Annotated in this window: 11 protein-coding genes and 3 tRNA genes; 3 read left to right on the forward strand and 11 right to left on the reverse strand. The window is 37.6% G+C overall.

All coding sequences use genetic code 11. The features are described from left to right. Positions 1–68: 68 nt before the first annotated feature. The 10 genes from C1E99_RS04380 to C1E99_RS04425 form a co-directional block, all read right to left on the reverse strand. A complete protein-coding gene (locus tag C1E99_RS04380) occupies positions 69–1,097 on the reverse strand; it encodes a threonine aldolase family protein (protein ID WP_105206711.1) in 1,029 nt (342 codons plus the stop codon). A 54-nt stretch (positions 1,098–1,151) separates the two neighbouring features. Next, positions 1,152–1,223 (reverse strand) — tRNA-Arg (locus C1E99_RS04385). A gap of 37 nt (positions 1,224–1,260) precedes the next feature. Continuing rightward, positions 1,261–2,466, reverse strand: coding sequence for a 30S ribosomal protein S1 (rpsA, locus tag C1E99_RS04390; protein ID WP_099832371.1), 1,206 nt, complete (start codon positions 2,464–2,466; stop codon positions 1,261–1,263). Positions 2,467–2,589: 123 nt separating this feature from the next. Further along, positions 2,590–2,661, reverse strand: a tRNA-Gln gene (locus tag C1E99_RS04395). 136 nt (positions 2,662–2,797) lie between these two features. Further along, positions 2,798–2,878, reverse strand: a tRNA-Tyr gene (locus tag C1E99_RS04400). 51 nt (positions 2,879–2,929) lie between these two features. Beyond that, positions 2,930–3,163: a DUF2969 domain-containing protein gene (locus C1E99_RS04405; RefSeq protein ID WP_029188447.1), complete on the reverse strand. Its 234-nt coding sequence runs from the start codon at positions 3,161–3,163 to the stop codon at positions 2,930–2,932. 223 nt (positions 3,164–3,386) lie between these two features. Then, a complete protein-coding gene (locus C1E99_RS04410) occupies positions 3,387–4,631 on the reverse strand; it encodes a nucleotide sugar dehydrogenase (RefSeq protein WP_193441790.1) in 1,245 nt (414 codons plus the stop codon). Between the two features lie 105 nt (positions 4,632–4,736). Beyond that, positions 4,737–6,128 (reverse strand): sugar transferase, encoded by a 1,392-nt coding sequence (locus C1E99_RS04415; RefSeq protein WP_161951147.1) that lies wholly within the window; start codon positions 6,126–6,128, stop codon positions 4,737–4,739. Positions 6,129–6,237: 109 nt separating this feature from the next. Beyond that, positions 6,238–7,026, reverse strand: a complete 789-nt coding sequence (locus C1E99_RS04420) for a glycosyltransferase family A protein (RefSeq protein WP_105206714.1) — start codon at positions 7,024–7,026, stop codon at positions 6,238–6,240. 8 nt (positions 7,027–7,034) lie between these two features. Next, a complete protein-coding gene (locus C1E99_RS04425; RefSeq protein WP_238146207.1) occupies positions 7,035–7,805 on the reverse strand; it encodes a glycosyltransferase family 2 protein in 771 nt (256 codons plus the stop codon). 167 nt (positions 7,806–7,972) lie between these two features. Between C1E99_RS04425 and C1E99_RS04430 the strand changes: the two genes are divergently transcribed. Both C1E99_RS04430 and C1E99_RS04435 read left to right on the forward strand, forming a co-directional pair. Further along, entirely contained in the window at positions 7,973–8,875 is a 903-nt protein-coding gene (locus tag C1E99_RS04430; RefSeq protein ID WP_105206716.1) for a glycosyltransferase family 2 protein, read from the forward strand. A gap of 109 nt (positions 8,876–8,984) precedes the next feature. Beyond that, on the forward strand, positions 8,985–10,460 hold the full coding sequence (locus C1E99_RS04435; RefSeq protein WP_105107176.1) for a lipopolysaccharide biosynthesis protein: 1,476 nt from the start codon (positions 8,985–8,987) through the stop codon (positions 10,458–10,460). Between the two features lie 58 nt (positions 10,461–10,518). On the opposite strand, the gene C1E99_RS04440 is transcribed toward C1E99_RS04435, so the two are convergent. Beyond that, complete coding sequence (locus C1E99_RS04440; RefSeq protein ID WP_105107177.1) at positions 10,519–11,703, reverse strand: hypothetical protein; 1,185 nt, start codon at positions 11,701–11,703, stop codon at positions 10,519–10,521. Between the two features lie 517 nt (positions 11,704–12,220). Here C1E99_RS04440 and C1E99_RS04445 point away from each other — a divergent pair. After that, a partial coding sequence (locus C1E99_RS04445) for an IS1182 family transposase (protein ID WP_105206717.1) occupies positions 12,221–13,550 on the forward strand: 1,330 nt, incomplete at its 3' end.

Genomic DNA, 13,550 nt, shown 5'->3' on the forward strand with positions numbered 1-13,550 from the left:
TATTCTAGAAGAAAAGAGATCAAAATTTACAGACGAAAAAGAAAGGGCTAACCTTTCTTTTTTGCTTGCTATAATCTATTTCTCAATTCATCAATATCTTCTTGACTAGTTGACCAGCTAGTTGCAAAGCGGATGATACTGTGACTATCGTCATATTTTTCCCAGAAACTGTAAGCAATTCCTGCTTCAGTCAGTTTAGGCAACTCTTCATTTTTGACGATAACAAATTGCTGATTGGTTGGTGATTTGAGGTAGAATTGAAATCCTTTATCTTCCAGAATCTGGGTCAGTTGCTCTGCCATTGCGATAGCATGACGCCCCAATTCAAGATACAAGTCATCAGTAAATAAGCAATCAAACTGGACACCTGTCACTCTTCCTTTCGCCAACAAGGCACCATGGTGTTTGACGATCGATACGAAATTCTTAGGCTGGTTGTTCTTTGTAAATACCAAAGCTTCCCCCATCAAGGCACCGAGTTTTGTACCACCAATGTAGAAAACATCTGTCAGCTCTGCAATTGTCTTCAAATCAAGATCCGTTTCACGAGCAGCAAGACCATAACCCAAACGAGCTCCATCTAAAAAGAGCGGAATATTATGCTGTTGGCAAACTTTTGACAAATCTTCTAACTCTGACTTGCTATAAAGTGTACCATACTCAGTCGGGTGGGAAATATATACCATTCCTGGATGAACCATGTGAGCATGATTAGCATCTGCGTAGAAATCGGAAATATAGTTCTCAACTTCACTTGCGACAAGTTTGCCATCCGTATGCGGTAAGGCCAACACCTTATGGCCTGTAAATTCAATTGCCCCCGCTTCATGAACTGCAATATGACCAGTATCCGCTGCAATGACTCCTTCATAGGAAGCTAACATAGACGAAATGACAATTTGATTGGTCTGCGTGCCACCTGCTAAAAACGTAACTTGTGCATTAGGACAGTCCGTAGCAAGTCTGATTTTTTCGATAGCAGATTCAGTATATTTATCAGTGCCATATCCAGATAAACCTTCTTGGTTGCTTGCAACTAAGGCTTCTAGCAAGGCGGGATGGACACCTTTGTTATAGTCATTTTCAAAATGTAACATCTCACAACCTCCGTAAAATATAAAATAAAAAAGCCTGTACACCAGGCTTTTTAGTCCGTCCTGAGGGAATCGAACCCCCATCTCAAGAACCGGAATCTTACGTGATATCCATTACACTAAGGACGGAAAGGAAAAACTTGCACTAGGCAAGTTTTTATATGAATTACAATTCAATGTCACCGAAAAGGTCAGCCATTGAGAATCCAGATTGAGTTTCTGGCAATTCGTAATCACGTTTTTCTTCACGTTTTTGACGACGTGGACGTGGAGCACGTTTTTCTGCTTTTTCTTCGCCTTCAGCTGCTGCTGGACGCTCTTCCAAAGCTTTGATAGAAAGTGATACACGCTCATCAGCTGCGTTTACTTCAAGAACTTTAACAGTTACTTCTTGACCTACTGACAAAGCATCTTTTGGATTTTCAACACGTTTGTGTGAAATTTGTGAAATGTGTACCAATCCATCGATACCTGGCAATACTTCAACGAAAGCACCAAAGTCAGTCAAACGTTTTACTTTACCTTCGATTACATCGCCAGCTGCCAATTTTTGCTCAACACCATCCCATGGACCAGGCTGTGTAGCTTTCAATGACAATGATACGCGACCTTCAACTTCGTCGATTGCAAGAACTTTAACTTCAACTTCTTCACCAACTGTTACAGCTGATTTAGGAGATACGTTACGCTCATGTGACAATTCAGTCAAGTGTACCAATCCGTCTACACCACCAAGGTCGATGAAAGCACCGAAGCTTGTGATACGTGCAACTTTACCAGTTACAACTTCACCAACTGACAATTTACCAAATACTTCTGCACGTGCTGCTGCAGCCTCTGCTTCAACAACTTCACGACGTGACAAGATGAAACGGTTTTCTGCAGGATCAACTTCTTTGATTTTAGCATCAAATTCTTGACCTACGAAACGCTCAGTGTTACGAGTGAAACGGCTGTCGATCATTGAAGCTGGGATGAAACCACGAAGACCTTCAAATTCAACTGCAAGACCACCTTTAACGGCACGAGTTACTTTAACTGTAACAACTTCTTCTTCACGACCAACAAGCTTGTCCCATGCTTTACGCGCTTCCAAACGTTTTTTAGATACAAGATAAGTAACAGTGTCTGTATCTTTACCAACAACTTGGCGAAGTACAAGCAATTCAAGTGTTTCACCAACTTTAACAAGGTCGTTGATATCAGCATCACGGTCGTTTGTCAACTCACGAAGAGTCAATACGCCTTCAACACCAGTACCTGAGATAGCTACGTTTGCTTGACCAGCATCAACTGTCAATACTTCTGCAGTTACCACATCACCAGGTGTAACTTCGCTTACACTGTTCAACAAATCTTCAAATTCGTTCATTATAAAAAAACCTCCGACAATCAGGTCTTTCGACCCAACATAAAATATATTTTATTTAAGGCACACGCAAGGACAACAACAATTAGACATCTTTGACGAACTAGACTATATCTAGTACCTTTACTGGGGTAGCTGGATTCGAACCAACGCATGAGGGAGTCAAAGTCCCTTGCCTTACCGCTTGGCGATACCCCAAAACATTTTTCTAAGATAGTATTCTAAAATGAATTCAGGCTAAACGTTGTGTAAAAAGATAAGTTACCAGTAAATCAATATTTGCTGTTAACTTCCTATTTTTACTGTGCGTTTGACGCCCTTAGTATCTTAGACATGGAAAGAGAGGGATTCGAACCCCCGAACCCGAAGGAGCGGATTTACAGTCCGCCGCGTTTAGCCTCTTCGCTATCTTTCCATACACCAACAGTCACTATTCTAACATAAAATAGTGACTATTACAAGCCCTTTAGTGGCTTAAATTATAATTTTCTATAATATTTCCAACTGCTTTTTCTAGTTTTTTATAAAAGCTTTCCGTATTCCCGTTTTTAATCACTGCGAAATGATTATCAGCCAATTCTGCAATCTCTCCGATGACTTTTTTACCAATCACAAGACGGTAACCTGGAAATTCTTCCTTGTTTACCAAGACCTTGCTATCTTCAATCTGAATTTCAATTTTTTTATCTTTTTTACTCATTTTCAAACCTCACTTTTACTATTCTACAAAAAAAGAGAAGAGCTTGCAAGTGCAAGCCTTCTGAAATCACGCCATACGCATGAAGAAGACGAAATTTACATACCTGCATTGATTTATCCTAGTTTTCACCTACATTACAACAAAATTCCAAATAACTTTTTGTATGAAAACGATGTTTTCTTCATGCGTTTGGCGTCCTTAATGCAGATTGAATTGATCATTATCAATCTCTTCTGAAAATGTCTCTAGAATAGACTTTATCTTCAACATCCTGCAAACATTCTTCGAAGCGATTAGCAATTATGACAGTTGATTGTTGTTTAAAACTTTCAATGTCATTCACCACTTTCCAACCCTCAAAAACTGAGTTCTCTGGAAGAGTTGGTTCATAAATGATTAAATCTACTCCTTTGCTCCCCAAACGTTTCATCACTCCCTGGATGGAACTTTGTCTAAAATTATCCGAGTTTGTTTTCATGGTCAGCCGGTAAACACCAATAGTTACTGGTTTATCACTGGTAGTGGCATGAATTTTCTCAGCAAATTTGATAACTTGTTCCGCAATAAAATCTTTTCGAGTACGATTTGCTTCAACAATAGCTGAAATCATGTTTTGTGGGACTTGCTGATAATTGGCAAGTAATTGTTTGGTATCCTTAGGCAAACAATAGCCTCCATAACCAAACGAAGGGTTGTTGTAATGCTGACCAATTCGCGTATCTAAACCAACACCCTTAATAATGTCTTCTGCCCGTAAATTATTCAGCTCCGCATAAGTATCCAATTCATTGAAGTAAGAAACTCGTAAGGCTAAATAGGTATTGGAAAAAAGTTTAACAGCCTCTGCTTCCGTGGCACCCATTATCAAAATTGGGATATCAGCCTTCTGGGCAGCCTGTGCCAGTAAATCACCAAATAATTGAGCAGCCATTTTCGTCTTAGGAGAGTCTGTCATTTCTGTGGAAACGATAATACGAGATGGAAAGAGATTATCGTAGAGTGCTTTCGATTCTCTAAGAAATTCTGGGCTAAAGACAATGTTCTCAGTTTGGTATTTTTGACGCATATTCAAAGTAAATCCTACTGGAACAGTTGACTTCACAATCATGAGGGCATCAGGATTTACTGCCAAAACATCTTTTATAACACTTTCAACATAGCTTGTATCGAAATAATTTGTCTTATCGTCATAATTGGTCGGAGTAGCAATCACTACAAAATCAGCTGCTTTATAGGCTGATTCAGCATCTGTCGTAGCTTCTAAGAATAAGTTTTCCTCTTTTAAAAATCGTTCGATATAATCATCCTGGATTGGAGATTTTTTAGACCGAACCTGCTCAACTCGCTCTTCTTGGATATCAACAGCGTAAACCTTATTATTTTGCGCTAACAGAACTGCAATGGACATTCCGACATAACCAAGACCAACAACTGCAATGGTATTCATTGGCTCTTCTGCAACTGTCATCTGATTTCTGCTATCCTTGTCTTGTTCTAATGTTTTGTTCATAAACATTTCCTTTTGAATCTATCACTAGCCTCCACTATATATCGTACCACTAAAATTTTATAACTAAGACAGTATTTTTATAGTTTCAGCAAGTTTATCAATCTTGATTTCTTTGCTATCCTCCTGTGATTGACCACGAGAACTTGTCTTATCGAGAAGAGTGACAAAGGTTTTCAGTAATAATTTAATATCTAGTAAGATGGAATATTTCTTGATGTATAGCAAATCAAATTTTAATTTACTCTGAAAATCAGATGTATATTTTCCATAAACTTGCGCATAGCCTGTAATACCAGCACGAACATTGTGTCGGAGCGTATAATATCCGTTTTCTTGAATAAAACGCTCAACAAAGAATGGCCGTTCTGGTCGAGGTCCGACCATTGACATATCTCCTTTTAGGACGTTTATCAACTGCGGTAACTCATCAATTCTAGTTCTGCGAATAAACTTTCCAATTCTCGTCACACGATCATCAATTTCGAGTGCTAAAACAGGACCTGTAGTTTGCTCGGCTCCTACTCTCATCGAGCGAAACTTTAAGATTGAAAACACACGATTTCCTTTTGTAACTCTATCTTGTCGATAAAAGATTGGTCCCGGACTCTCTAATTTAATCAAAATTGCCGTTAAGATAAAAATAGGGCTTGATAAAAGCACTAACACACTTGCAGTTAGGAAATCCAAGGCCCTTTTTACAAAGGCTTGTCCAACAGATAAATAGTATGGTGAAACTTGAATCATACTCTCGTCAGAGATATTCATCAACTGTGCATTAATGACGATTGCATTTTCAACATTGGTCGATAGATAAAGGATCTTATCACGAGAAATCAAATATTCGTATATTGACAATCGGGTTTTACTATCTATGTTGCCCGCAATATAGACCACATCGATTTCATCTACGACTTTCTTGACAGATTCTAAATAGTGATCTGTTACTAAATGAGTTATTTTATGCAGGGTCTCACTAGAATCTTGAAAATTCTTCAAGGTTTTAAGTACGGCAGACTCTTCCCCCAATATCAAAAGACGTTTTCTTTTTACTGTATTTTCATAAATCTTAAAAAATGTCAAATGAATCAAACTAGACAAAAGTGTACCTGCTATCAGACTGATAGCAAAAGAAGTTAGTGAAACACGAAGTGTACCCAAAAATAGTGTTCCAACTATTAGTAAACTACTTAAAAAGAATAACTGAACAAAAAAGGAATTAAGAATATTAATCTTTACTGTTCGATTATAATATACATGTGTATCAAAGGCTCTACTCAAGAATACATAAAAAATGATTATCCAAGGTAGAGTTGCTAAGAGAGATGTTAAATCCCAGGTATTTATATCAATAAACTGATACACATCTACTATTTTTAAAGTAGCCACAACAACTATAATCGCCTCAACAATAGTGGCAAGTTTCGCCCATGCTTGATTTCTAATGTACACAACCACTACCCCCCCCTTATTTATTTTTGTTATTGTTTGCAAAACAATGCGAGTAGCATGTAAAATCTATTTACTTGCTTTTCTTAAATTGAACAGAAAATTGTTTGATGAAGTCTTATTTTGACTTAGCAAATTCTCTCGCTCCTTGGAACATATAGCAAATGTTGTCAAATATGGAAATTTCAGGTAACATTTGCTTCCGTTTGCGAATCGCAAACTGAAAAATCAACAACCAATACCAGTTATTGGTCATTCGCTTGTATATTGCACCTCGCTTACGACAATTTTCTGGTGTAGGTGATCTATCCCAATGTGATTCTCTTTCGCGTAAAGAAGCAATTTTTACGGGATAACTATAAAGTTTCAGTCCTTTTCTCAGTGCGTCAAACAAGAGAATATTCTCTTCACCCGAACCATATGTTGCCCCGATACCAAACCGTTCATCAAATTTGAGACCTACCCTCTCTAAGCTGGACTTTTTAAAACTGATTTGAACGGATGAGGTACGCATGGCATGAAGATACTGCATTCTACCCTTGGGAATACTACTTCTTGCGATAGCATGATTTTCAAGGTCGACATAAAAAACAATTACGTCTGCATCTGGAAATTCCTGATAGGCATTCTCAACAATTTCCTTATAATTGTCAACAAAAATCATGTCATCGTCAGCAATCTGACAAATATCCTCACTCTGAGCATGGGAAATCGCTTCGTTACGACTGGCACTCAAACCAAGTCTCTCACTATGGACAATGGTTGTTTGTTGACACTGTTCGATAATTGTCCCTTCTCTACCTGCACTAGACTGGTTGATCACGATGGTATCTACTTCCATCAAATTCATTTCTTCAATCAGTCTTGGTACATTTTCTGTATTTAATGTTGCAACAAGTACAACCATGATTCTCCTTATATCCTTCTTTTAATCGCGTTTATAGCATAGCTACAAAATGGTGGTATAGTTTGCCACAAAGACAGGCCTTCTACATTTCTAAATAAATTCCAAGTACGTTTTATAGCGGCAAACTTATTAGCTGACAAGGATACAGATGTTCTTCTGTAGATAGAAAGGGCCTCATCCATACTATAAGCGTAGTCTGTCATTTTCAGGATCTTCCACCAGGTAGCAGTATCCTGTCCTCTACGAACATCGGGCATTTCAATATCTTTCTTAGTAAGCTGATTAAGATCTAGCATGACCGTCGATGTAAAAATCGTGTGATTACCAAGTGCTTGTTGATAAGAAATCTTCCCTGGTACAAGGAGAGGTGCCTTTAGAGCGGTCCCGCTCTCATCTGCAAATTGGTAAGATGTAAAAGTGAACGCATAGCCCTTGTTCAAGGCAAATGCCACTTGCTTTTCCAGTTTCGTCGGTAGCCAAAGATCATCGGCATCTAAGAAACAAATATAGCGACCTGTCGAAGCTGCAACTCCCCTATTTCTTGCAATAGCTACCCCTGAATTAACATCGTTCTCAAGCAAGGAAATGCGCTTATCTGTCGCCATCATGTTTCTTATGATAGATACTGATTCGTCCGTTGAAACATCATCTACAAGAATGATTTCAAAATGTTGATAAGTCTGCTCAAGGACAGACTGAATAGTTTCTTCAATAAACTTAGAGGCATTATAAACAGGGATGACAACACTAACCAGTGGAGTTTCATGTACTTGCTTCATCTTTATCATATATCCTTTTCAATCATTATCTTTCAAATTTATAATTCGAACCATATTCTAAAAGTGTGATTTGCATTGTAATAAATCAACCAAACTGATTTGCTAAATTTGAAAAAAAGTCTATCCTATTGTAATATAAAAATGTAGAAATTTAGAAGGACAGTTTCATGAAACCACTTATCTCAGTCATTATTCCGAATTTTAATCGCCAACATTTAATCCAAAGAGCCATTGAAAGCATCAATCAGCAAAATTATCCAAATGTAGAAATCATCGTTGTTGACGATAAATCAACTGACCAATCTATTTCGGTAATTCAAGACTTACAAAAACAACAGAACAATCTTTCACTCTTTGTCGTAGAGGAAAATAGTGGCGCCAATGCTTGTCGAAGCCTAGGGGTAGAACAGGCTAAAGGAGAATACCTCGCCTTCCTTGATTCAGATGATTATTTTCTCCCAACAAAACTTGAAAAACAAGTTCGTATTTTGCAAGAACGACCTGAAGTTGGTTTTGTTGTGACTGGTTTCGGTGCTAAAGCAGTCCATGTCCTTCCAGAAGGTATTATTCCACTAAAAGAAACAATTAAGCAAAATAACTTAGGTGGTTTCTCTACCCTAATGGTAAGAAAGAATCTATTTCAGCAGGTCGGCGGTTTAGACTTACAACTTCTCAGTTGTCAAGACTGGGATTTGTTTCTCAAGCTACTTCAAGTCAGCCAGGGCTACAAATTGGCAGAAGATTTAGTTGTCTATGAAATACAGGAAGACAGTATCTCTAAAAACTCTACTAAGGTCATGCAGGGCTACAAAATTGTATCCCAAAAAGCACGCGCCATCAACCAGGCATTACAGGTACTTTCAGAAAAGGACTTGCTGGCTTATCAAGAATATTACCTTGCTATGCGCTACTTCAAATTAGGCCAGATTAAAGAAACTCGTCAACATTTATGGAAATCCCTTCAGATCAAACCTAGACCTATTCCATTTCTCTATTGGGCTTGCTCCCTCCTTGGCTATTCTGCAGTCAAGAAACTATTGCAAGCGAAACAAATTATTATATCCAATTAAAATAGCAATATGTAGGGGAAATCCTTTAGTATTATTTTATCAAAAAAAATTCTTTTCTCAAAAGAACATGTTTATAATAATTGTCCTTTGTTAGAAAGTTGCAACCTCTATGAATACAAAATCACTAAAACTCAATGGACTAATTTCCTTACTCAATAAATGTATCTCCATCATTTGCAGTCTTATCTTACCAAGATTATTTATTACTGCCTATGGTTCAGAAATTAACGGGTTGATGTCAAGTATTTCCCAATACCTCAATTTAATCAGCCTCCTCGATCTCGGAATGGCTACCGTTATTCAAGCAAGTTTATATAAACCGATATTAGACGGTGACTTCAACAAATTATCAACCATTTACTATAAATCCAGAGTTTTTTTCAATCGAATTGGGGTAGCCTTATTGGCCTATATTGGTTGCTTGTGCCTGATTCTACCTCATACATTAACCGGCAATGTTTCCAGCATTCAAGTTATCGGGCTAGTTCTCATTTTATCCCTATCCCACCTTCTGCAATTCTTTGTTGGCATTACCAGTCAAATTATATTAGGTTCCGACCAACGAGCTTATATCAAGGAACTGCTACACGGAACGGCTAACATCATTAACTTAGCCCTATCTATTTTATTAATTAGCAGTGGTCACAGTATCTACCTGGTGAAATTTGTTTCTTCTCTCGTGTTCATCCTTCCCCCCGTCTGCATTAGTTTCTATGTTCATAAACACTATAAAATCTCCAAGAAGAATATTGATAAAGGCTACAAAATCCAACAACAGTGGTATGGTATAGGCCAGCATATCGCCTATACCATCCAAGAAAGTACAGATGTGGTTATTCTCTCACTCTTTGCTAGTCTTTCTCAAGTTTCTGTTTACGCTGTCTATAATACCGTTTTTCAGGGGATAAAGACTTTCTTGAACGCAGCAACCAGCGGTCTGCGACCATTTCTGGGGCGCGCACTGCATATGGAAGATAAGATGCTTCTGCAAAGACAATTTCATAAAATGGAATGGCTCTTACACACTAGTTCTACCATTTTTATCAGTAGCACCTTTCAACTAGTCACTCCATTTGTTGTTCTCTATACCCAAAACATTACTGATGCCAATTACAATCAACCTGTATTCGGCTATCTAATGACACTTGCAATCCTATTTTATGCCTTAAGGTTACCTTACCGTACCCTTGTCTTTTCCAAAGGCGACTTTAAAAATACTCAATTTGGTACGTACTTCGAAGCTGTATTGAATCTTGGTCTATCTCTCGCCTTGGTTTTCGAATGGCAAATCGTTGGAGTTGCAATTGGAACTGCCGTTGCCCTTTTGTTCAGCTTGATTTACTACATGTGGTACTCCTATAACTATATATTAAAAACTGATTTACGTCTATTGAATAAACAGCTGCTTGTGGATGCCGGTGTATTTCTCTTGTCGAATCTTTTATTTTTGCCGCAAGTCAATAAAATTCAATCATTCATCTCCTGGATTTTCTTTGGATTTATCAGCATATTCTTAACAACTTTTATCAGCTACATCTTGAATAGGATCGTTTTGAATAAGAGTCTCCTTCATTTTAAGAAATAAGAAAACTCCATCAATTATCAAGTAAGGTTACTTGAAATTGACGGAGTTTTTTTATGAATCATAAATCGGAATTCCTTGTTTTTTCTTGCTGATAAATAGCAAATAGGATTGCTACCAAAATAATAAAACTTTCCCCTTCGTACATACTTCCCGATAAAAAATATTTTAGAAAGAAAGAGGATACAGCAAAAATCATCATTTTTTTATTGACAGCATTTGACATGAGGAAGCACTTAGACAGAATAAAAGCTAAAATCAATAATAAAAAACTACCAAGTAGCCAACCGAAAGCAAGTAAGGTTTCCAGAATAAAATTATGGACGTAAATTTTTTCAGGCATAATGGTTCTGTCAAAGAATAGGCCATTAATTTCACCGCCCATGAGCTTCAAATACGAAAGTGCAGTGTCAATCATGACAACCCTTCCTGTACTATCTCCCAAATCTCCTTGCTTTAAACGACTCAGGATATAGGAACCTTCAATTTCGATGGATCCTAGTCGTTGTCTTACGAGAAAGAAGACTCCTGCAAAAATTCCAAGGCTAAAAATGAAACGTGAGAATTTCTTTAGGGTAAGATGACGAATGACCTTGTATTCAATCAATTCAAGAAGCATACCCAAGATACCTCCCACTGCTAACCAAATTAAAGGACCTCGTGCTCCATAAATAACACCCTCCAAAAGCATGACAATTGCAATTCCAGCTTTGATTAAGGTAGGACGATGGATAAAATTCAGAGTAAATAAAATCCAAATCGGCAGCAAGTTATAGGAATAGGTCATGTAATTTGTCACATCATTGAAAACATACTTGACAATAAAAGCAATACAAATGACAAAATAATTTGTATATTCAATCCACTTACTTGAAAACAGCAAAGAAAAGTCCGTTATTCTAGATAGAATTAATACAGAGTAGGGAAGATAATAGAAATAAATCATCATCATCACGACTCCCGAAAAAATATCTTTCACAAATGGATCAGCTGTCAAATAGAAGATAAAATATAAAAAATAAACGGCATAGAGTGCAACTATCCTCTTCATTGACACTCCAAATCGCGCAAATATGACCAATGCAAACATGTAAACAATTGCATAGCAAATATAGATACTTCTTGCAGCAAGGAAGGCAAATCCTGTCTTTTGAAGAAGAAGTGACAATAACATATTAAGTGGAAAAATCACAATTGAAACGTAAAGAAAGTAAACACTCCACTTGTTAAACAGTTTACTATCCATAAAACATCACTACTCCTAGCTTAGTTAGCTGGTAATAACGAGCATATCGGAAAAGTCTTGGGAAATGAATACTTGAATTCCATAATCTATCTTTTGACACAGTTTCTTTTTTTATTTTCATACTTCATTCCTTATTTCCATCATACTAACACTCCATTATAACACTTGAAACTATAAAATGAAAATAATTTGGGCAACTTACTTTGGCAGAAAATGATTCAAATATAACTTATTGTTATCTATAAAAAAACTAGGAAATCAACAGAATCCATCATACTCTCAATAACACACATTTTTAAACTGCAAACTCCTCATATGGCTGTAACTACGAGAACAATAAAAAGAAAGGCACTCATAATGCCTTTGAAAAAATCAGACTGGGCATAATCAAAAAGAGGCTGGGCAAAAACTAGCTGCTCATACATAAAAAAACGAGCAATTCCAATTAGGAGTTGCTCGTTTTCCATTTCATGCTTTATAATTATTATAACGACAAAACAACTAGAAAGGCATGAAAATGTATAAACAGTATAACACAAATCAGCTTAGTTTGGAATTAAATATTGCTTGGGACTTACCTGCTACTCACGAGGCTCGTCTAATTAGTCAGTTTGTGGACACCATTCCTCAATCCGTTCTATTAGAAGAAACTTCCCACACAGGTCGTCCTGCCTTTCATCCAGCTATGTTGCTCAAAATGACCCTGTTCGCCTATGCGCGCCAAGTATTCTCTGGTCGAAAAATCGTCCAAATGAATGAAGAAGTCATTCCTATGAAATGGCTGAGTCAGGATACCTACGTCTGTTATCGGACCATAAATAGTTTTCGGGCTAGCACACACGCCAATCAGCTCATCAAAACTGCCTTCATTTACTTCACCCTCCTCCTCAGAGAGAATGGGATGATTGAAGATGAGGCTCTCTTCATTGACGGGACTAAGGTAGAAGCTGATGCCAACAAATATTCTTTCACATGGAGAAAGGCCGTTGAACGCTATGAAGATGCCTTGAACGGAAACATTTCTGCCCTTTATGACAAGCTAGTTCAAGAAGGGGTGAATACTGCCTTGTCCAAGGAAGAATGCCTCACTAGCGAGGGACTAAACCAACTCCTACAAGAAACCGAACAAGTATTGGATGAGGTGGAAGAAGCTATCTCACAAGAGCCTAAAGTCATCAAAGGTGGCTCAGCCAACAGACAGAAACGAAGAAGAATTAAGAAACTCAAGAGAAAGTTGAAAGAAGATTGTCTTGTTCGGAAACAGAAGTACGAACGAGATAAACAGATTTTACAAGAACGAAACTCCTACTCAAAAACAGATCCCGACGCTACATTCATGAGAATGAAAGAGGATCATATGAAGAATGGTCAGCTCAAACCGGGCTACAACCTCCAACTTGGCACAAACAGCCAGTTTGCCTTAGCTTACGGACTGTTTCCGAATCCAACTGACACTCGTACACTCAAGCCTTTTCTTCAATCCATCCAAACCCTAGAACTCTTTAAACACATTGTCGCAGATGCAGGTTATGGTAGTGAAGAAAATTATAGCTTTATCCTTGATGACCTGGAGAAAACCCCTCTGATTCCCTACGGAACATATCAGAAAGAGCAGAAGAAAAGCTACAAGAAGAGTGATGCCAATCCTGAAAACTGGACTTACTTGGAAGATTCTGACCAATGGATAAAGCCAGATGGGGTTGTCTACTCGTTTAAGAATTATTCACGAAGAATGGACAAGTATGGATTTGAGAAAGATATTAAGATTTACGAAGCTGATCCTGTACAAGCTAGTAAAGAGTTAGACCAGTTAGCACGGACGGAAAAAGGAAACCTCAAACAAATTC

This window comes from Streptococcus suis (genome assembly GCF_002964045.1).
GTDB classification, from domain to species: domain Bacteria; phylum Bacillota; class Bacilli; order Lactobacillales; family Streptococcaceae; genus Streptococcus; species Streptococcus suis_U.